Source organism: Arsenicibacter rosenii, from assembly GCF_001870735.1.
GTDB classification, from domain to species: Bacteria; Bacteroidota; Bacteroidia; order Cytophagales; family Spirosomataceae; genus Arsenicibacter; species Arsenicibacter rosenii.
On the sequence record NZ_MORL01000004.1, the window covers coordinates 56,468 to 78,742 of the forward strand.

Here is a 22,275-nt window from a genome sequence, read left to right on the forward strand (position 1 = left end):
AGAAGGCAAGACCGGACTGTCATAACGGAACAGGAACGGTAAGAATGATCTCTGGAAGGCGCGCCCCTTTTCACAGAGGAAACTACTTTAAAAATCCGTGAAAGCCGTACCTTTGTGACAGACCAGTTTTATTTTCCATTGCAGCAAATTACGCATCGGCAGCTTTTTTTTCAGCATGTTGCCCAGACATCTGATTTTCCCCTTGCCCTGGAAATCGACCGGGCAGAAGGCATTTATCTGTATGGCCACGGGGGCCAGGCGTATATTGACCTGATTTCCGGAATCGGCGTCAGTAATGTCGGCCACCGGCACCCGGCCATCCTGGCGGCTATTCAGGAGCAGCTCGATCATTACATGCACCTGATGGTATACGGGGAATATGTGCAGAGCCCGCAAACCCGGCTCGCACACGCCCTGAGCCAGACCTTGCCGGCCGCCCTGAGCAATGTGTATTTTACCAACTCCGGTACCGAAGCCGTGGAGGGCGCCATGAAACTCGCCAAACGCTACACCGGCCGCACTGAAATCATCAGTTGTTTCAACGCCTACCATGGCTCTACCCAGGGCGCGTTGTCTTTATCGGGCGAAGAGAATTTCAAGCGTAATTTCCGGCCTTTACTCCCCGACATCCGTCACATCCAACACGGCCACTGGCCTCATCTCGAACACATTACCAAACGGACAGCGGCGGTGATCATGGAAGTCGTGCAGGGCGAAGCCGGGGTACGGGTTCCGGACCCGGCCTATCTGCGGGCCGTCAGAGCGCGCTGTACAGACGTCGGAGCCTTGCTGGTTTTCGATGAAATTCAGACTGGTTTCGGCCGTACAGGTACGTTCTGGGCATTCCAGGGCTTTGGCGAACCGATTGTCCCCGACATCCTGCTCTGCGCAAAGGGGATGGGTGGCGGTATGCCCATAGGCGCGTTTATCAGCTCACCCGACATCATGGGTGTGTTTAAAGAAAACCCGATTCTGGGACACATCACTACCTTTGGCGGCCATCCGGTTTCGGCGGCGGCTTCCCTGGCTACGCTCCAAACCATTCTGGCCAACAACCTTTACCAGCAAGCCGAAGCCAAAGGCCGGTTGATCAGAGACTTACTGGTTCACCCGAAACTGCTTGAGATTCGCGGTAAAGGGCTGATGCTGGCGGCCGGCATGGAGTCATTCGAGGTACTTAAACCAGTCATCGACCGCGCGATTAGTTTTGGCGATCAGCCCGGCCAAACCGGTGTCATTACGGACTGGTTTCTGTTCTGTAACAACGCCATGCGCATTGCTCCTCCCCTGACCATCACCGAAGACGAAATCCGGCAAGCCTGCGGCATTATCCTTCAGGCCCTCGAAGGGTGATGGCAGCGGCGGTATGTTGCCGGATATAGACCTTCCGGTATCAACCATCCAGTATCAACCAGCAACCATCCAGTATCAACCATCCAGCATGCATACTGAACAGATTGTACCGGCGACACCGGCCGACATACCAGCGCTCAATAGCCTGGTGAATAGTGCTTACCGTGGCGAGAGTTCCAAACAAGGCTGGACCACCGAAGCCGATTTACTCGACGGGGTCCGGACAACAGAACAGGACCTCACTGCTATGCTGACGAGTCCAACTGCGTGCATTCTGACGCTACGGATAAATCAGCAGTTGAAAGGTTGTGTTTTTCTTGATAAACAAGGCGATGATTTGTACCTTGGTATGCTGACTGTTGATCCGTACGCACAAGCGCAGGGCATTGGCCGGAGACTCATCGAAGCCGCTGAAAACTATGCACTTGACCATCATTGCAACGCCGTTGTCATGACCGTGATTACCCTCCGTCACGAACTGATAGCGTGGTATGAGCGGCGGGGATATCAACGGACAGGCATCCTGAAACCTTTTCCAAAAGATCCCTCATTTGGGACTCCCCGAAAAGAGCTTTCGTTTGAAGTTTTAAGAAAAGGGCTTAAATCAGTTTAAGCTATTAACTATACAGTAACTTATTGACTGAAAAATCGTAAGTTTACTGGTAAATACTTACCTATGGCCCAGCAAAAAATGTGTTTCCTGGTAGACGACGATATTGACGATCAGGAAATTTTCGCAATGGCATTACATAAAGTAGATCCGGCTATTGCCTGTATTTTTGCCAACGACGGCATTGATGCGCTCACAAAGCTTCAACAGGATCAATCCTTCATCCCGCATTACATTTTTCTGGACCTGAACATGCCCCGCATGAACGGCCGGCAGTGTTTAGTTGAGCTGAAAAAGATAGATCGCTTAAGTCAGGTACCGGTAATTATGTATTCGACGTCATCCGAACAAAAGGATATCAGCGAAACGAAAGCCCTCGGCGCCACCGATTATGTTGCGAAACCGCCCAGCATTTCCATTCTGACGCAGGCTTTAACTCATATCTTTGCGAAATACTGAGAAAATCAGTGATTAATTATTTGATTTGTCAGTCAGATCATAGACTTAGATCGTACTGATAAACTCAACGTTATAGTTATGGTACATAAGGGACAGCCAATACCGGAGTTCCTTCAGGGTGGCGGTGAAACCGGTCAGCTCATCCGCGCTATTGACTGGTCCTTAACACCCTTAGGCCCGGTCGACGAGTGGCCTCAAAGCCTGAAAACATGCATCCGGATTATTCTGACCTCCAGTCAGCCCATGTTTGTCTGGTGGGGTGATCAACTGATTAATCTTTATAATGACCCCTACCGCTCCATTCTGGGCGGCAAACACCCGGAAGCATTAGGGCAGCCGGCATCAGTTGTCTGGCATGAGATCTGGGATGCCGCCGGATCACGTGCGGGGCGGGTTATGCGCGAAAATGTAGGTACCTACGACGAAGCGCTGCTGCTGATTATGGAGCGGAACGGATACCCTGAGGAAACGTACTATACCTTCTCCTACAGTCCTGTTCCGGGTGACCATGGCGGGACCCATGGCATCATCTGCGCCAATACTGACGAAACAGAACGGATCATCAATGAGCGGCACATCCGGACCCTGAAGGATATCGGCAATGCCATACTTGATAATCAATCTATTGAAGAGGTTTATGAAGCGACCATGCTGGCCTTACAGAAAAACCCGCAGGATTTTCCGTTTGCCGTCCTCTATCAGCTGGATTATGAACAACAAACGGCAACCCTGGTCGGTAATACGGATCCGGCTTCGGCTTCTACCTTAGCGATTCCGCAGGTTGCTTTGCAGGATAATACGCCGACGGCTATGCTGCTGCGTGAAGCATGGCCGTCGGCGGGCACGGCTACGCTTACCGACCTGAACGGCTGGTTTACAGGGCTACCCACCGGCTCGTGGTCACAGCCACCGGTAAAGGCGCTGTTGCAACCGGTATTGCTGAGCAACACCGGTCAGCCGCTGACGGTGCTGATCGTCGGCCTGAATCCCTACCGGCTTCTGGACGAACGCTACCTCGGCTTCTTCAAACTCATTGCAGATCAGATCGGTACGGGAATTACGAATGTACGGGCCTACGAAGAAGAACGCCGGCGCACGGAAGCCCTTATGGAGCTGGACCGGGCCAAAACGACTTTTTTCAGCAACATCAGCCATGAGTTCAGAACGCCGTTGACGCTAATGCTCGGTCAGCTGGAAGAACTGCTCAATGAGCCGGATTCTACCTTAAACTTTGTTGAGCGAAACCGCATAGAATCGAGTCACCGGAATGCGATGCGGCTGCTGAGGCTGGTTAATTCGTTGCTGGATTTCAGCCGTTTAGAAGCAAAACGTACACAAGCCCGCTTCTTCCCGACCGACCTCGGACAGATAACGGCCGACCTTGCCAGCAGCTTTCAGTCGCTCGTGGATCAGGTAGGCCTCCAACTGCATATTTCCTGTAATTTAAACGGTCTTGACGTATATGTTGACCGTGACATGTGGGAGAAAATTGTGCTCAATCTTCTCTCCAACGCGTTTAAATATACGTTGCAGGGCAGCATTTCGGTTTCGCTTACCAATGAGGGCGAACATATTGTACTGCGGGTGAGTGACACCGGTGTAGGTATTCCGGCGGGGGAAATCCCCCGTATGTTTGACCGGTTCCACCGCATTGCCAACTCCACAGGGCGGACTCACGAAGGGACCGGTATCGGCCTCTCACTGGTTCATGAACTGGTCGGGCTACACCACGGTATGATCTCCGTTGACAGTGAGTTGGGGAAGGGCAGCACGTTTACGGTCAAACTCCTGCACGGAAAAAATCATTTACCACCGGATCAGGTTTCAGACATACGGGATACCCAATATGAGTCGATCATACCGGATTTGTTTGTGAAAGAGGCCCTGAGCCTGAGCGATACCAGCCGTATAGCCGACAGTGAGCCTCAACCGGAGATGCAGCCTGCGGTTGCTTCGTCAGAGAAAACAACAGCACGGGTACTGATTGTTGATGACAATCCGGATATGCGCGCCTATATCCGGCGTCTGACTATGCGTGAATTCGATGTCGAAACGGCGCAAAACGGGCAGGAGGCATTAACCATAGTGCAGCAACATCAGCCGGATTTGATTGTCAGTGATATCATGATGCCGGTCCTCGACGGCATCGGCCTGCTGCGTGCCCTGAAAAACAATCCGGAAACGGCCGCCATACCGGTTATTTTTCTGTCGGCCAGGGCGGGAGAAGAGGCCCGGATCGAAGGGTACGACATCGGGGCCGACGATTACCTGGTTAAACCGTTTTCGGCAAAAGAGCTGCTGGCCCGCATCCGGTCACAGATTAAGCTGTCGCGGATACGGAAACAGAATTCGGCCCACCTGCAAAGCCTGTTCCTGCAGGCCCCGGTTGGTATCGGGCTCTATCGCGGGCGGGAATGCCGCATTGAACTGGCTAACGATATCATGCTTCGCTATTGGGGGCGCACCCGTGAAGAAGTAATCAATAAGCCTTTGTTCGACGCCCTGCCCGAGGTAAAAGGGCAGCCGTTTGAGGCCATTGTAAAAAACGTCTTTGATACCGGTGTTCCCTTCATAGCCAACGAAATTCCGGCTACCTTGCTTAACAACGGCTTGTTAAAGACCATTTACGTTAAGCTTATTTTTACGCCTCTGCGCGAAGAAGACGGGACGATTTCCGGAATTATGGGCCTCGCACACGACATTACCGACATGGTACTTGCCCGTCAGCAGGCCCAGCACAGCGCCGATGAGCTGGAACGTAAAGTACAGGAACGGACGTGGGAGATTCTGCGGAAAAACGAAGAACTGGTTATTCAGAAAGAGTTTGTCGAAACCATATTCGACGCGTCGGCCCATGTGATTGCCGTACTGGATACCGAACTGAACTTTACTGCTGTTAACCGGAAATTTGAGCAGCTTTACAAACACGACCGGAATCAGGTGTTAGGGCGTGGCTATCTCGAAGTGTTCCCCGCTGCCCGTGGTTCAAAAGCCCATCAGGACTCACTCGATGCCCTGGCGGGACATTACCGGCACAATACCATCACCTATTCAACGGTCATCAATGGTTTTTTCGAAAACTACTTTATTCCGCTCCGCAAAAAAGATGAAATCTACGGTGTACTGATTTTGTCGCATGATGTTACGGAGCTCGTAGAAGCTACGCAGAAGATTGAACGAACCAACAAGGAACTGGTGCAGATCAACCATGAGCTGGAACAGTTTGCCTACATTGCCAGCCATGACTTGCAGGAACCGCTCCGTAAAATTCAGACCTTTGCCGATCTGCTGGCCTTTAATCTGACCGATTCTGAGATGGCAGGCCACTATCTGGGCAAAATTACGTCCTCGGCACAACGCATGGCCCAGCTCATCAAAGCAGTGCTGGATTATTCGCGGTTATCTAAAAAGGACGAACTCTTTACAGAGGTTGATCTGAATGTCATTCTGGATCATATCCTGATTGACCTTGAGCTACTGATAGAGCAGAAGAATGTAGCCATTCAGCGTACCGTGTTGCCAACGGTAAAAGGCATTCCGCTCCAGCTTTCCCAGCTCTTTACCAACCTGATAACCAACGCCATCAAATTTTCTGACCAAACCCCGGCCATCTCCGTTTGGGCCGAGAATGTGCCGCTGAACGAACTGAAGCAATTGAACCGCCTCAGTCCTGACCGGCCGTTTATCAAGGTGATGGTACAGGACAACGGCATCGGATTTGACGCAAAATATGCCGAACAAATTTTCACGATCTTTCACCGCCTCCACGACCGTAGTACCTATGTGGGAACCGGCATCGGGCTGGCCATGTGTAAAAAGATCGCGGAGAATCATAAAGGCACGATTCTGGCCACCGCTCAGGCAGGTTCCGGGGCTACGTTCTCCGTCTACCTGCCACTCTGAGACAAGACAGGATTTGTATGATGGAATGCCTGGCCGGATTGGTTCCTGACAGGATTGCCGGATTTATAAGATGGCCTTTTTTAACGAACAAATCCAGTAATCCTGTCAGCTTATCAGTACCTCAGGTTGGCGGGCCGAAGAGAATGGTCCAGGCTTGCCGGACAGACGTTGCGCGGCGCAGGTCCCGCCAGATGGCGACCCATTCGTGAAAGTTCAGGTAAATTACATCAAACGACTCAACCGGCTTTGTCAGGCCATAGACCGGCTTTTCGGCTTCCTCCGCAAACGTACCGAACAGGCGGTCCCAGAGGATAAAGGTGGTTCCGAAGTTTTTGTCCAGATAGGCCGCATTGGAGCCATGATGGACCCGGTGATGCGACGGCGTCACAAAAATAAACTCAACCCAGCGGGGCAGTTTCCCGATTACTTCGGTATGAATCCAGAATTGGTATAACAGATCCAGCTGGTAGCAGGTAAAGGTTATTGCCGGATGAATGCCCAGGCACCAGACCGGAATAAAAAACACAATTTTCAGGTACTGCGTCCACGAGTTACGGAACGAGGTCGACAGATTCAGGTGCTCCGACGAATGATGCGTTACGTGCGTCGCCCACCAGAAGCGCTGTTTATGGGCCACATAATGAGCGGTGTAGTTACAGAGATCGATGCCTGCATAGGCCAGTATCCAGACCCACCACGTATTGGGCAGCCGCCACGGAACCAGCTCGTAGAAAAACAGACTCATAGCCACCGTCGCGGCTTTCAGGATACCGTTGATGATCAGGCTACCTAATCCGATACCGACAGACGCTTTAAAATCACCCGGATCATACGACCGGTGATGGTCATCGTGGCGGGTAAACCACCATTCCAGCAGAATGCAAAGGGCAATAAGGGGCACTGCGTACAGCAACAGCGGCTGTACGTCCTGTTCAAAAGATTGTTGTTTCATAAGGATTGTCACACGGAACAGCATTCCGTGCTATATGCATGGTACGTTGTAGTACAGAATGGCATTCCGGTTTATTCAGATCATAATACGCTCGTAGACAGGGTGGTTGCCGTCGGTATCCACGCCAAACAGTTCGATATACTGAACATCCGGAACCAGGTGGTTGCCGGGTGCAATCTGAACAAACACCTTATACAGCTGCGCCAGACGGCCATTAATCTGCATCATAGCCATGGCGCGGCCGCGTTCGTTTGTGATCCGGATCGGTCGTTTATCAAAGGCATTGAGGCTGAACTCAAAGCCATCGGCCCCGTTCAGCGGCCGGTGTTTGTAGCCATAGGCCATTTTCCACTGGAAAAAAGACAGGCCTTCCTGCTGCCCTTTTTCGGCATAACGGATCCAATATACGGAGACCGGTTTCCGGGGATCCAGCTTTTTATCTGCCAGCATATTGGCATCGTAAATGACGGTATTCGTATTATTGCTGCGCTGAATATAAAACAGACGGCTGGCCGACGAAGGCGGCACCGGAAAATCGTCTCTGTCGGCGCGGGCAAAGGAGTGGCCCAACAGTCCGGTCAGGACTATCAGAAAATAGCTTATACGCATGGTTCATTTTTTTTGTTGTTTACAGATAAGTCGCTGATCTGGTCAGGGCCGTTCATGGGTTGCTAGCTATGTAATGACAGGTCACCGCCCGTTTCCCCCTACGCACGTCAAAAAAAATCTCAACAGCACATGACATACAAAACATTTACAACCTCACTCGCCGGAGCAGCGCCTCCGGCCGGCATCAATCCGATTCTGACAGCCCTGTGGTATGACGGCAATGACAACTGGGAGCAGGCCCATACTATAGCCCAGAGCAAGGAAGGCACAAAAGCCTATGACCGGCTCCACGCCTATCTGCACCGCAAGGAAGGCGACGAGTGGAATGCCGGCTACTGGTACCGCCGGGCCGGAGCACCGGTTTTTAAAGGCTCCCTGCAAGCCGAATGGGAGGAATTGGTGCGGGAAAATCTTTGATAAAACAAAAAAAGCGCTGCGGGACCCCGCAGCGCTTCCTACTCGCTTATAAAGTACTAAACAGCAATAACTTTGCGTAACACGTCACTTACAGGTGTTAATGGTAGCTCCCACGCTTCAGCAACACCGTTGTAGACAACTTTTCCGTTTACCACGTTCAAGCCCTTCAATAATTCTTCATTGTCACGGCAAGCCTGCTGCCAGCCTTTATTCGCCAGTTGCAACACATAAGGCAGTGTTGCGTTTGTCAGTGCCACCGTTGATGTGTAAGGCACAGCACCCGGCATATTCGCTACGCAGTAGTGAACCACACCGTCGATGATAAACGTCGGGTTCTCGTGCGTAGTCGGCGTACAGGTTTCAATACAACCACCCTGATCAACAGCCACATCGACCAGCACCGTACCCGAACGCATCAGTTTTAACATATCACGCGTAATCAGGTGAGGTGCCTTTGCACCCGGAATCAGAACAGCCCCGATAATCAGATCCGACTGCTTGATTTCGGCCCGGATATTGTATTCATTCGACATCATGGTATCCACGTTTTCCGGCATGATGTCTGACAAGTAGCGTAAACGGGTCAGGTTTACGTCCATTATCGTCACATGAGCGCCCAGACCAGCCGCCATTTTGGCTGCCTGTGTGCCCACGATACCACCCCCCAGTACCAGCACGCGGGCAGGTTTCACACCTGGCACACCGCCTAACAGGATACCACGGCCTTTCAATGGTTTTTCAAGGTATTTTGCACCCTCCTGAACCGCCATCCGTCCGGCCACCTCCGACATCGGAATCAGCAACGGCAGGCTGCGATCGGTTTTTTCAACCGTCTCGTAGGCCAGACAAACCGCCTTCTGCTGAATCATCGCATGCGTTAATTCTTCCGACGATGCAAAGTGGAAATAGGTAAACAGTAACTGGTTTTCCTTAATCAGCTTATATTCCTGCGCAATTGGCTCTTTTACCTTCACAATCATGTCCGCAATCGCATACACTTCCTCGATTGTTGACAGAATTGTTGCTCCGGCAGCCGCATATTCTTCATCCTCAAACCCACTGCCAACGCCTGCTGTCGCTTGTATATACACAGCGTGACCATACTTACGCAGTTCAGTAACACCGGCCGGTGTGAGTGCCACACGGTTTTCGTTGTTTTTAATTTCTTTAGGAACGCCAATTACCATTGTCTGAACGGAATTAAGGTTAACAATTTGATAATGCAAATGTATAGGTTGCAGGAATAAAGCGTATCAACAGACCAATAATTGGTATTTCATCCTGAATTAAGAACATTTCAAAAAACGCTTTACCAGTAACCTGTTCCAAAAACGGGTAATGGCAAAACATTATCCGGCAGGGTATTTCCAATCCCGCAGGGCTCCGGTTCTTTGGCCGGCCATTCAGTGAGCCAACCCCGATTAAGTTATGCTGTGCCTATGAACAGGCGACCCATCATCGCAGACCACCCGCCCCCANAAAGAGGTGCTGGTTTATTGAGCAATGCGCAAATGTCCGGGACCGCAAAATAGGGCAGCGCTACGTTTAGCACCGCTGAATGTTGTATTTTCGGGTTTTAACTGACTTTCTGAATCATTTCCGTATTCATCAACGCCATGTATTTTCTACCCAAAATGCTCAGCAAGCTTCTTACCGCAGCCTCACTGCTGCCCGCCCTTGTTATGGCGCAACCCAAACCAGCGGCCAATGCCCTTTCGGCTATTAAAGAATCGGATCTGAAACGTGACCTCTATGCCCTTTCCGACGACCATTTCCGTGGCCGGCAGGCAGGGTCGCTTGACGAACTGAAAGCATCGATGTGGATTGCCGAACAGGCCCGGGCCATTGGCCTCAAACCCCTCGGCGACGACGGAACGTTTTTCCAGTTTTTCCACCTGCAACGGACACGTATCAGCGAAACCAGCCGCTTCATCATCGGTAGCCGCCAACTGGAATATGGCCGTGATGCCCTGGTCATTACGCCCGCGATTGCGTCGGTAGATGCGCCGCTGGTGTTTGTCGGTAAAGCTACGCCCGAAGAACTCGCCAATGTTGACCTCAAAGGGAAGGCCGTGGCATTTGAATTTTCGGGAAACCCAACGGCCGATATGAGTTTCCGGCGGTTTATGAACGCCACGTTCCAGCGCAAGTCGGCAGAGCTGATCAAGGCTGGGGCCGTGGCCGTGCTGATTGTGTCCGATGATCGGGCGCAGCGGGTTTTCGAAACCTTCGGCAGCGCCCTCGAACTGGGGCGCTACGACCTGCCCGGTGGCCCTAACACCCGCGTCTTTGCCCAGGCACCAGCCATCTGGCTGCCGGCCCGTGCCCTCGACTGGGTGAAGCAGCCTGACCAGCGATTTACCAACATCGTCAATGTGGAAAGTTTCAGCTACCCGTCGGTCAACATCATCGCTAAAGTTGAGGGAACGGATCCGGTGCTGAAGAACGAATATGTCCTGATCAGTACCCATCAGGATCATGACGGCATCCGGCGGGCCGTGGCAGGCGACTCGATTTTTAACGGTGCCGACGACAATGCCACCGGCTGCGCGGCTACCCTCGCCCTCATGCGCGCTTTTGCGCAGAAGCCAGGCAAACGGTCGGCCCTGTTTGTGTTTCACGGTGCCGAAGAGCGTGGTTTGCTGGGATCGCGTTACTACACGGCCCACCCCACGGTGCCGCTGGCATCCATCGCCGGTGTGCTGAATCTGGAAATGATTGGCCGGAATGCGCCCGACAGTGCAGCCCTGCTGGGTTCGCAACCACCGCACCGCAACTCAAAAGAACTGGTTGAGTATGCGTTAACGGCCAACCGCATGGGCCCCGGTTTCAAACTGGATACACGTTGGGACCGGGCCGACCACCCTGAGGGCTGGTATTTCCGGAGCGATCACCTCCCCTATGCCCGTCTGAACGTGCCGGCTATCTGCTTTACCACGCTGCTGCACGCAGACTACCATACCCCTAAAGACGAACCGGATCGTATTGACCTTAAAAAACTGGCGCAGGTAACCCGATGGGCCTATCTTACCGGCTGGGCCGTGGCTAATGCCCCGAAAAAACCGGCGATTGATGCCGATTTTAAGCTGGAACGATAATAGAAAGTCCATTCGGGGGGAGTTCCCGGGAACGGGGTCGTCCCAGCGGCTCCCCCCGAATGACAAAAACTACCGGCAGGCTTCTCCGGTAACGGTTACGGTATACGACGCCTTACATTCGCCGCTGCCCGCCACAAACGTGTAGGTGCCGGGTTTCGTTACATTCAGGCCCACCGATTCGTGTTGGCTGACCGCCCGGTAGACGGTTGAAAACACATAGCCATCCGGGCCGGTAAACACAAACGAATCGCCGTATGCATTAGCCACAAGCCGGACCACCGGCTGGCTACAACTCAAGGTGCCGCTTACGGCTACCGACGAAGCTACCGGTGGCAAACCGCCCGAACCGACGGTCACCTGCCCCACCCCCTGACACCCCGGGCCGCCCGGCAGACTGGCCACAACCGTGTAGCTGCCCGCTGCTGTCACACTAAACGTACCGGTTGTATTTACCTGTTCAACCCCGCTTCCGGAAAGCAGGCTGTAACTGGTCCCGGTTCCCGCCGGTGCGCTGACCTGTGAAACCGTTTTCCCGCAACCAATCGGCCCGTCCGACGTAACGGCCATCGGTACTGATTGATAGCTCACCCCTACGGTCGCCGTCTGGCTGGTCGTACAGGAACCTCCGCGCGACAGCACCAGCGTATACGTACCCGCCAATGTCACGTTCGGCGCTATAATCTGATGATCACTGTCGCTGCCAAACGTTTGGGCATAGGCAAACCCGCCCGGACCGCTGATCTGATAGCTCAGACCAACGCCGCTGGCCTGCAGGGCCACGCTGGTTAGCAAACACGTGAGCGTGCTGGTGGCCGAAAAACTACTGACCTGCACCGGTAGGCCTTCACTTACCGTACCGCTGAACGTCTTGCTGCAATCGCCGACAACACAGGTTGCGGTGTAAATACCGGTTACCGATGTCACAAAGGTATTGCCGGTCACACCCTCCGGCCAGTAAACGGTCCCGTTCGCCGGGCAACCGCTCGCCGTCAGCGTTACGCTGGCAGCAACACACTGGTTGCCGGAACTGATGCTGAATGCCGCCGGATAGGCAACCTGATCAATGGTAATGGTGGTCAGACTCGTACAGCCGTTTGCTGTCCCGACGACTACACTAAATACTCCCCCCCGGGTTATCACAGCCGTCCCGGACGTATGTTGGGTCGATAAACCCGGACCGGTGAAGGTATAGGACGTTCCACCGCCCGCCGTCAGGGTCAGACTGGTTTGCAGACAGCCAATGGTGGTATTGACACCGGCGCTCAGCGTTGGTATGGGCGCGTTCTGATCAGCACTGAGCACTATCGTCTGGCTGGCGGTACACCCGTTGGGTTTGCCCACTAAAACAGTGTATGTATCCGCCTGCGAAACCGGAAAAATGCCGGTCACCGATGGCAGCATGGTACCCGCTCCTGCCAATGTGTAGCTGGTTCCTCCCGTAGCGGTCAGCGAGAGCAAAGGGTTTGTACAGGTCAGGGTGGCCGATGGCAGTATCGACAACACCGGCACCGGATTGGTCTGGTCAGCCTCAATAATGGCCGTAGCCGTGGCCGTACAGCCGCTGTTTGCCGTGACCGTAACCGAATACACCCCGCTCGCGCTCACCGGCAGCGTGGTACCGGTACTGCCATCTGACCACAGAATAGCGGTTTCTGAGGTGAAAGCGGTCAGCGTTACGGACGGGCTTGAGCAGGTCAGCGTAGCACTCGATGGTGTCACGCTCACGGTCGGAAACGACGGGTCATTGGCAATGTCAATGGTTGTTGTCCCGATACACCCGTTGGCATTTGTCCCTGTGACGGTATAGGTGCCAGGGGCATTCACCACGGCCGTTCCGGATGCGTTCTGGCTCAGGATACCGGGACCGGCAAATGTGTAACCGGAAGCCCCCGAGGCCGTCAGGGTCAACGATGGCTGCAGACAGGTCAGGGTGGAAGAACTTCCCGACGAAACGGCCAATACGGGGTTTGCAAACACGGTTGTTGAACTTGTCGCCTCCTGCCGGCAGCCGTAGCTATTAGCCGCTGTAACCGAAAACGTTTGCGGCCCCGCGGACAGCCCCGGCACCGAACGTGTATTGCCGCTGCCGGCAAGTATCCCGTTTGGTCCTGTAAAGGTGTAGGAAAAGGCCTGACTGCCTTCTGTTGCCGTTGCCGAGAGGGTAACTGTCTGACCCTCACAAGCCGAAGTACTGATCATGGATAACGCGACAGACCCGCTGAATACAAACGTGGCCGTTTCGGCACTGGTCAGGGCCGGAGCCGTACCGACTACCCGTAATGCATAGCCGCTCCCCGGCGTTGTCGCCTGCGGGATGGTAACGGTTACCGGACTGCCGGTTCCTGTCCCGATGACAGTTGGTGAGCTGAAACGACCTGCCTGATCGGATAATTCGATCCGGTATTGGTTACCCTGATCCGGCGTAATGTTTGTTGTAAAGGAAACCGGAAACGTAGTCGCGGCATAACAAACTGCACTGACGCTGCTGGTTATGGCCATCGCCGGCTTCACGAAGAGCAGGTAATCTTCTCCTTCTCCCGACCCGTATTCGACACAGGGATCCTCAACAACCCCGCTCCCTTTATAACGGCTGCGAATCCGCAGGCGTACGTTACCGGAAGTGGCAGATAAAGGCACCGTAAATTGTCCGGTTATCTGGGTAGTACCATTCATGACATCGCCTGTACTTTGATAAACCCGTTCGCCGGCATCCGTAAAATCGGTATTGTTATTGGCATCGATCCAGATGGCAATGTGTTCAGGATAATACCCGCCATCATAACCGGTATTCATGGTAAAATTATACGGGGTACCCGGCGTTACCGTTGCGGCTGTCAGGCCGGTAAAATCGCCGTATGCATTCGGCGAACAGCCGCTATTGCTGTTGCTGATCAGCACGACGTTGCCGGTCGTAGCAACGCTGAAGTTATTGATATTCCGGTTATCAACACAGGTTGAGCTATAAACCGGGGCACAATAGGCCGGCATACTGACCGACTGACTATTCGTACTGTACGTGGCTTTACTGTTCGATGGTTTTACCCGATAGTAATAGGTTACTCCCTTTGTAGCCGTACGGTCGGTAAAGGTTGTAACGTTTTGATCTACCCCGCCAATGGCCAAAAAGCCGGTTGCCGGATCAGTTGACCGCTCGACGATATAGCCCGTTTCATTGGTTGAGTTATCTGTCCAGGTCAGAACCACACCGACCGCCACGGCGCCGGAAATCAGGGAGGCAACTACATTGGACGGCGCAGCCTGTGTTGTTTCTGCACAATCAAGGGTATAGCGGTTGGCCGGATTTGAATTAGGCACGTTATTAATGGCCAGGGCGGCATTTATCCGGGCATATTGCCCCGCCGTAAACCGGTTTGTTTCACAGAAGTAATAGCCCATGATATTGTCTGGCATCGGCACAAATGCATCCCCGTTGGCATCAACGGCCGTAATACCCGCCCCGGTCGTGGAACAATTCGTCAGCTTCCCGTCGACCAGATTATAAGGATCAGCCGGGGTATCGCATACATAATCGCCTTTCGTATCGCAGTTGGCCGGCAAACGGGGAGCCACCTCCGACGGATTCCGCGTCACTAATTCGCGGTCAGCCAGGTTTACGGCGTCGCTGTTATTAAACGTATGCGGCAGATTAAAGTAATGGCCCAATTCATGGGCCAGGGTTTTATCATCATCAGTCTGCCCGTTCAACACAAACGTCCGGTTATTCACTTTGCTCTGCGTAGCGCCAAAGGAGAAGCCACCCACCCCACCAAGGCTTTTGCTGAAATAAATGTTGTGGGCGTTATTGAGGTTATTCGCATTGGTAATGGCATCGCGGTCAAAATTCTGCGTATCCCAGTTATACATTGCCGTATTATTAATATAATTGGGAGTATTAGCCGGTGTGCCGCAGATATAAAACTGAATGTTCGCATTAATAAAGTACTTGTTGCAGATCGCCAGGGCATTGTTAAAGGCCTGCATCGATAAGTTGGTAACGCCTTCATTGGTCCGGACAAAGTGGGGTTTTACGGCAATATAAACAGGACCGGAGCTGGCGTCCTTGTTGGCCACTGTCCGGAACTGCCGGATCAGTTGTTGGGCAATTTGTTCATCGGCCGGTTTCAGATCGCCATAGCCACAGGGAAGCTGCTGCGCAAAAACAGGATATTGCATTGCTACCAGAAGGAGCAATAACCATCGTAGAGGTTTATGCATGTATGTTACGGTTAAAAGTACTATACAAATAAACCAACCCATGAACACTTTATCTATAAATCATTAAAAAATATTCTACTTTGTATACATAAATTCATATTGCCTTTAGTCATATTAGATACGCGTCAAACTACTATCTTTATAATCAGACCTTCTACCTTACTCATGGAACTCATACCTGCCTGCCAGTATATACTGGATGAACTGACGCGGAATCTTTCGCCTCAACTGACGTACCACTGCGTGCAACACACGCTCGATGTGGTGGCCCAATCAGCAAGGCTGGCGGCGGCGGAAGGCATTACCGATCCGACCGAATCCGCCATTCTTCAGACAGCGGCGTATTACCACGATGCCGGCTTTATCCGGACGTATGATGAACATGAGGAAGAGGGCTGCCGCATGGCACAGGCGATTCTGCCGGGTTTCGGGTATAGTCAGGCACAGATTGAAGCGGTGTGCAAACTGATCAGAGTCACAAAAATTCCGCAATCACCGGAAAGTCTGGCAGAACAGATCATTTGCGATGCCGATCTGGACTACCTCGGCCGCGACGATTATCCGGTCATCAGCCAGACACTGTATACCGAGTGGATTGCCTACAAGAAGCTCCCTGATCCCGCCCGCTGGCTGCCGGTTCAGGTTTCGTTTCTGGGCAACCACCGCTATTTCACCCAAACCAACCAACTTCTGCGCGAGCCGGTGAAACAACAGGCTCTTGAAAAAATAAAAGCGTTGCTGGCTATATAATCCGGATATATAGGTATTCACAATCTTTGTGATTCTTCTGTCTCTCCTTATGGCTTTAAACTATAAAAAAATCGGCATCAGGATCCCTGACGCCGATTCGAGCAACCTATTTGACCCAATCTCTCGGGTGTTATCACGCATCAATCTTCATGCTCTCTTTTCATTGCTTTTATTCCTGACACGCCGTGCCGGTCACTCCGATTGTGTAAACGGATTCGCAGTTGCCGCTGTACACTTTCAGGGTATAGGTGCCTGGTTGTTTAACCATCGGCGCAGTCACGGTCCGGGCGGCGGGAGTCCGGTATGCATTGGTGAATACATAACCACCCGGCCCGGTAAATACGGCGCGATCGCCTACTATGTTTGCTGACAACGTAAGCTGACAAACCCCTCCGCCCAGCACACCGCTGGCGACCAGATTACTTGCAGTCGGCTGAACGCCTCCGGAAATGACGGTTACCGTTGTGGAGCTCATACACCCGCTGGTCCCGATAGCAATCACGGTGTATTGACCGGCTGTTGTTACGGTAAACTGTCCGTTGGTATTCGTTTGCTGATAGGCAGACGGCCCTAATACCGTAAAGGACGCCGCTCCCGGTGCCGAGGCGATAATCTGTGCACTGGACGAACCACACCCTAGCGCACCGTTTACCGTCGCAACCAGTCCGGCCAGTATGGTATTGCTGTTGACGAAGGTACTAGTCGTGGCCGTGCAACCGCTGGCGTTTGTCAACGTTACGCTGTAGAGGCCGGCGGTTCCTGCCAGAATGGTACTGGCCGATACACCGGTAGACCAGACGGCGGTTCCGCTACCAATAGCCGTCAGAACTACGGTCGGACTGGCGCAGGTCAGCGTTGCGTTCATCGGCGTAATGGAGACAGTCGGAGCAGACGTGCTGCTCTGCACCCCTACCGAGGTAGTGGCCGTACAGCCGTTGGCGCCCGTCGCCACCACCGAATAGGGCCCCGCCGATGAGACGGTCAGCGTGTTACCCGGCCCGTTCTGGCCACTGCTGAAAGCATAATTGGCATACCCCGCCGTGGCCGTCAGTGTCACCACCGGACTGGCGCAGGTCAGCGTCGCGCTCGACGGCAGCAGGCTCACCGACGGAGCCGTGGTGTTGCTGTACACCGTCGTGGTGGCCGTGGCCGTACAGCCGTTGCTGCCCGTGACCACTACCGTATACGTCCCCGACGCGTTCACCGTCGCCGATGACCCGCTCTGGGCCAATACCCCCGGACCGCTAAAAACATAACTCAGCCCGCTGCCCGTGGCCGATGCCGTCAGCGTCAGGCTACGGCTGGTACAGGTCAGCGTGCCGCTCTGGCTGGCCGACAGGCCTACGCCCGTCGGGGCCGTGGTGCTGCCCGTTACCGTCGTTTGAGCCACCGCCGTGCAGCCCGAGGCATCCGTGATCGTTACCGAATATAGCCCCGCTACGTTCACTACCGCCTGATTGGTCGTGCCGATCTGGCTGGCCCCGCCCCCGAACGTATAAGTCAGACTGGCCGGAGTGGCCGTCAGCGTTACCGACGGGCTGGGGCAGCTGATTGCACCGCTGGCCGTCAAATTCCCCGTGATCACCGCCGTGCTGCTCTGCACCCCTACCGAGGTAGTGGCCGTACAGCCGTTGGCGCCCGTCGCCACCACCGAATAGGTCCCCGCCGACGACACGGTCAACGTGTTACCCGGCCCGTTCTGGCCACTGCTGAAAGCATAATTGGCATACCCCGCCGTGGCCGTCAGTGTCACCACCGGACTGGCGCAGGTCAGCGTTGCGCTCGATGGCAGCAGGCTCACCGACGGAGCCGTGGTGTTGCTGTACACCGTCGTGGTGGCCGTGGCCGTACAGCCGTTGCTGCCCGTAACCACTACCGTGTACGTCCCCGACGCGTTCACCGTCGCCGATGACCCGCTCTGGGCCAATACCCCCGGACCGCTAAAAACATAACTCAGCCCGCTGCCTGTGGCCGATGCCGTCAGCGTCAGGCTACGGCTGGTACAGGTCAGCGTGCCGCTCTGGCTGGCCGACAGGCCTACGCCCGTCGGGGCCGTGGTGCTGCCCGTTACCGTCGTTTGATCAGTATCTCTACACCCCGCCGCATTACTCCCCGTGACGGAATAAACACCCGCCGCATTTACCACCGCAGTGCCTGCCAGTGCATTCTGGCTGAGAATCCCTGGTCCCGTAAACGTGTAGGATGACCCACCGGTAGCGGTCAAGGTCAGACTGGTTTGTGAGCAGGTCAGACTTCCGCTCTGATTAGCCGTTACGGTTACCGTTGGCGATGCCGGATCGGTCAGCGTAATGGTCCGGTTGTCGGTCAGCAGGCACGCTCCGCTTCCGTAGGTCAGCGAGAAGTTGCTGTACGTACCGGCCGGTAAACCGGTAACCGTAAACCGTCCGCCCGAGACCGTCACCGTTTTCGGACTACCGGAACCGGTATAACTTACGGAATATGTACCGGCAGGCAGCGTGGTCACAAAGGTCAGGCTACCCGCTCCCTGGCAGGTGGCCGGATTGGCGGAGGCACTCACAGCCATCGTCGCACAACTTACCGTTAAGGCATAGGTATTGCTCACCGTCTGGCAGTTGTTACTGTTGGTAGCGGTTATGCTGATCGGGTACGTCCCGGGCTCGGTTGGGGTACCGTTAAAGGACAGGATCGGCGAGGTATTGGATGAGAGCGTTATGCCTGCCGGTAAGGCACTGTAGGCAAATGTAAACGGCGCACCGACTCCGGATGCGGTAAAAGACAAGGCATTTGCCAGCGCGTTGCCCACCACGGCGGTTGTCAGGACAGGCACCGCAATGGATGGCGCAGCACCGGCCGTAATGGTTCCGCTGGCGGTTGTTGCACAGGCTCCGACAGTACAGGTTGCGGTATAAATACCGGCTAACGTATTAGAATAAACGTTCCCCGTTATACCGCCCGGCCAGTTAACCGTTCCGCCTGTACAGCCACTAGCCGTCAGCGTCAGGGCACGACCGGCACAGGCAGTTCCCGAACCGGCCACGGTAAAGGTTACAGAGGCCGCATTGGTCGATTCGTATGAACCGGCATCCCGGGCCGATCCGACCTGCGTGTTGCCAAGTATATCGGTGGTGATCGTACTCGATACTGCCGCATTAATAGCCGGACTGAAACAACCCAACGGAACTACCGGCAGACACGCCCCGGATACGGTTGTCAGCGAACCCAGTGCCAGCGCCGCGCCTACATTCTGTTTATCCGAAGCAACCGGTGTGAATCCGGCACCAGGGATATTGCCCGCATCGGCATCACGCGCAAAGACGTTCCCTCCCCCCGACGTACTGTTCAGCGAACCGCTGGAGCCTCCGAAATAAAGTGGATTATCCGTTGAAGGGCCAAACACGTTATTCTGCAGATACAACCTCTGCGTAGCCGCATATTTATTTGACTCAATCAAATAGGTTGCATTAGGCAGATTAAACGTTGAGTGCAAAACAGACAAGGAAGACGGGCCTCCATACCCGGCATTTTGCCGGATTATTTCCCCTATCGGCCCATTACCTCCAATCGCTATATTTTTCAGAACCAAACTGCCCTCTGCCAAATCGAATATCATATTGGTTACAGCCATTTCATGCCTGACCGACGAATTTGTAATAACGGCAGACCCTTGATTAAAATAACCGGCACTTCCCAGACTGGCCGAGTTATCATCAAAGAATGTTTCATTTACGCTGACAGACCCTCCTGCTGAATAAATAGCGCCGCCTGACCCTGCCACATTATTCCTGAATACACACCGGTCAGCAAGCAGCGTGCAGTTTGAAAATAGGGCAATCGCGCCGCCAAGGTCATTTCCGGAAGGCGCGTTTCCGTTAGCGATTGTCAGATCACGCAACGTTAGTTGACCGCCAGTCTGGTAAAAAATTCCGAATTCGGCGGCACTTGTGCGGGCGATTGTTGACCCTCCTGTGCCTGTTGCGGGACAGAGTTCGCTTCCTCCGGCAATGGTCCCGCTAAACGTGACAGTTGGTAAAGCTGAGGTTATTCCGATTGTCTGGCCGGCCGGCAGCGTAATCAACAGCGGCCCGCAGGACGTTAACGCGTTAGCCTCCTGAATGGCCGCCCGCAGCGTACAGACTCCGCCCGACGTCCGGCAGACCCCATCGCCCGGATTGGCATCCGACCCATCCAGGGTGCTGTTTACCGTGAAGCCTGACCAGCAATCAACAATCTCGATGCCGGTGATAATATTAGCCGTTGACGGCGTAAAAAAAGTAGCGGTCGTATTGGCTGGCAGTGTGATCTGTTTGATCACACCACTGGTGCTGTTGTTATCCGCCACCAATAGTTTATTTACATCTTTATTTAACGCAATTTCCCCGATTCCGGTTACAAAATTGGTGGCAATACGGGTATCACCTGACCCGGTCAGACCGATACGCCGGATTTCATCATTGGTGCTTACAGCGTTGTCATTAATGGCGTAATACAAATACCCGTTGGTCAGATCAACGGCCAGCCCGCGGGACGTACTCCCGGCCGTTATGGTAACAAGCGTCGTGGCTGTGCCTGTAGACAGATTTACCGAAAAGATTTTGGGAGTCGATGTACTCCTGTCCCCGATAAATGCCCGGTCATTGGCCACATCAAGGGCAATATCCCCGATGATCAGGGCAAACCCGGTCGCAATCCGGACATCGCCCGTGCCATCTAACCCAATCCGGCGCAGCTCGTCAGTCGTTGTCGTACCCTGATTATCATTTAGCGTGTAGTACAGATACCCGTTCACATTGTCTACGGCCATGCCCTGCACAATGCTGGATGTATTCAGAAAGGTAGTGGCTACACCGGACGTAACATCGACAGCATAGATGGCGCCGCCCGTAGCCACTCCATTGGATACAAAAACACGGTTGTTGGCCCTGTCGGCGGCAATGGCACCGATATTTGAGGTGAAACCGGTAGCAATTTGACGATCGTTGGTACCGTTTATATTGACACTCCGCAATTGATCCCCGGAGGTGCCCCCTGACCCATCGCTCTGCGCGTAGAATACCTGTGCATGCACAGGCGCAACCAACCCCGTGACAGTAAGACAAAGCCATAACCAGATACGGACGTACTTACCGGAGAAAGGCCCTAAACAGGAAATAAACTGACAGGTACTATACCGTTCAGAGCATCGTAAATAATTGTGCTGCATGAGAGAAATCAGACCAAATAGGATTGTTAATCAAACAGTTGAGTCAAATAACCTGACATACCAAACAGCTCCGGCAGGAGCCGGAGCCATCCGTACGAAGAATGGGTGGTATAGTTCAAAATAGGTATTCTAGCCCTGGCTTGGATAAATGCCCTGCAAAGCAATACAATAGCTCATCGTCAGGTAAGGCTGCATGTTATCATGCGGCATGGTGCCGCCAGACATCCCGATAGACATTGGATTCATGGCTGTCATTGGCTGACTACCGTATGTTTTCACCGTTACCGTTCCTTCGCCGGAATCAAGAACGCCGGTTGACCTGGCCAGGTAGTTGTTTTGCGGATCGTTGGTTGTCGCCGCTCCTTCAGAAGCCATCAGTAAGTGATTGTGCTGCGGCATATTGGAGGTAAGCAGTGTTACATGCTCTTCGCCGGCCGCCTGTCCCATCACGTACTCTGAGAGCCCCGGGCCCTGCCCGCAGCCATTTGGCACACGGCCTCTCAGGTCTGGCAGCGCAAATGTGGTTACACCATCCCCGCCATAGGTGGTTCCGATTAACGAAAATAACGCCTGATTCTGGACGATTGACAGCAACTGGCCGTTACAGCGTGCCCAGCCTCTGGGTACAATACTGAAGGCAAACAGGCAAACCATACCGATAAATGGTTCCATAGTAAAATTGATTATTTAAGGGTTCAGGAATAAGGTAAACAGATGGGGATATAGC

At 53.7% G+C, this 22,275-nt stretch carries 13 protein-coding genes; 7 read left to right on the forward strand and 6 right to left on the reverse strand.

Annotated elements, in window-relative coordinates:
- The first annotated feature begins 147 nt into the window (after positions 1–147).
- From BLX24_RS09325 to BLX24_RS09340, 4 genes are all read left to right on the forward strand, one after another.
- Positions 148–1,353, forward strand: coding sequence for an aspartate aminotransferase family protein (locus tag BLX24_RS09325; RefSeq protein WP_071503194.1), 1,206 nt, complete (start codon positions 148–150; stop codon positions 1,351–1,353).
- An 88-nt stretch (positions 1,354–1,441) separates the two neighbouring features.
- On the forward strand, positions 1,442–1,966 hold the full coding sequence (locus tag BLX24_RS09330; RefSeq protein WP_071502866.1) for a GNAT family N-acetyltransferase: 525 nt from the start codon (positions 1,442–1,444) through the stop codon (positions 1,964–1,966).
- A 63-nt stretch (positions 1,967–2,029) separates the two neighbouring features.
- A complete protein-coding gene (locus BLX24_RS09335; RefSeq protein ID WP_071502867.1) occupies positions 2,030–2,422 on the forward strand; it encodes a response regulator in 393 nt (130 codons plus the stop codon).
- Between the two features lie 78 nt (positions 2,423–2,500).
- Positions 2,501–6,325 (forward strand): ATP-binding protein, encoded by a 3,825-nt coding sequence (locus tag BLX24_RS09340; protein WP_071502868.1) that lies wholly within the window; start codon positions 2,501–2,503, stop codon positions 6,323–6,325.
- 121 nt (positions 6,326–6,446) lie between these two features.
- On the opposite strand, the gene BLX24_RS09345 is transcribed toward BLX24_RS09340, so the two are convergent.
- Together BLX24_RS09345 and BLX24_RS09350 are read right to left on the reverse strand one after the other, a co-directional pair.
- Positions 6,447–7,277 (reverse strand): sterol desaturase family protein, encoded by an 831-nt coding sequence (locus BLX24_RS09345; protein ID WP_071503195.1) that lies wholly within the window; start codon positions 7,275–7,277, stop codon positions 6,447–6,449.
- Between the two features lie 75 nt (positions 7,278–7,352).
- On the reverse strand, positions 7,353–7,886 hold the full coding sequence (locus BLX24_RS09350; protein WP_071502869.1) for a DUF4833 domain-containing protein: 534 nt from the start codon (positions 7,884–7,886) through the stop codon (positions 7,353–7,355).
- A gap of 129 nt (positions 7,887–8,015) precedes the next feature.
- Between BLX24_RS09350 and BLX24_RS09355 the strand changes: the two genes are divergently transcribed.
- Positions 8,016–8,303: a hypothetical protein gene (locus BLX24_RS09355; protein ID WP_071502870.1), complete on the forward strand. Its 288-nt coding sequence runs from the start codon at positions 8,016–8,018 to the stop codon at positions 8,301–8,303.
- A gap of 56 nt (positions 8,304–8,359) precedes the next feature.
- On the opposite strand, the gene ald is transcribed toward BLX24_RS09355, so the two are convergent.
- Positions 8,360–9,490, reverse strand: coding sequence for an alanine dehydrogenase (gene ald / locus BLX24_RS09360; protein WP_071502871.1), 1,131 nt, complete (start codon positions 9,488–9,490; stop codon positions 8,360–8,362).
- A 429-nt stretch (positions 9,491–9,919) separates the two neighbouring features.
- On the opposite strand from ald, the gene BLX24_RS09365 reads away from it, so the two are divergent.
- Positions 9,920–11,401, forward strand: coding sequence for a M28 family peptidase (locus BLX24_RS09365; protein WP_071502872.1), 1,482 nt, complete (start codon positions 9,920–9,922; stop codon positions 11,399–11,401).
- Between the two features lie 69 nt (positions 11,402–11,470).
- Here the strand turns inward: BLX24_RS09365 and BLX24_RS09370 are convergent, their stop codons facing one another.
- The gene (locus BLX24_RS09370) at positions 11,471–15,574 is read right to left on the reverse strand and encodes a GEVED domain-containing protein (RefSeq protein WP_071502873.1); all 4,104 of its coding nucleotides are present in this window, start codon (positions 15,572–15,574) and stop codon (positions 11,471–11,473) included.
- A gap of 207 nt (positions 15,575–15,781) precedes the next feature.
- Here BLX24_RS09370 and BLX24_RS09375 point away from each other — a divergent pair, with 207 nt between their 5' ends.
- Positions 15,782–16,366: an HD domain-containing protein gene (locus BLX24_RS09375; RefSeq protein ID WP_071502874.1), complete on the forward strand. Its 585-nt coding sequence runs from the start codon at positions 15,782–15,784 to the stop codon at positions 16,364–16,366.
- A gap of 169 nt (positions 16,367–16,535) precedes the next feature.
- On the opposite strand, the gene BLX24_RS09380 is transcribed toward BLX24_RS09375, so the two are convergent.
- Together BLX24_RS09380 and BLX24_RS09385 are read right to left on the reverse strand one after the other, a co-directional pair.
- Positions 16,536–21,413 carry a beta strand repeat-containing protein gene (locus tag BLX24_RS09380; protein ID WP_218160686.1) on the reverse strand — a complete coding sequence of 1,626 codons (4,878 nt, stop codon included), beginning with the start codon at positions 21,411–21,413 and terminating at the stop codon, positions 16,536–16,538.
- Positions 21,414–21,677: 264 nt separating this feature from the next.
- Positions 21,678–22,220: a phage tail protein gene (locus BLX24_RS09385; protein ID WP_071502876.1), complete on the reverse strand. Its 543-nt coding sequence runs from the start codon at positions 22,218–22,220 to the stop codon at positions 21,678–21,680.
- Positions 22,221–22,275 lie beyond the last annotated feature (55 nt).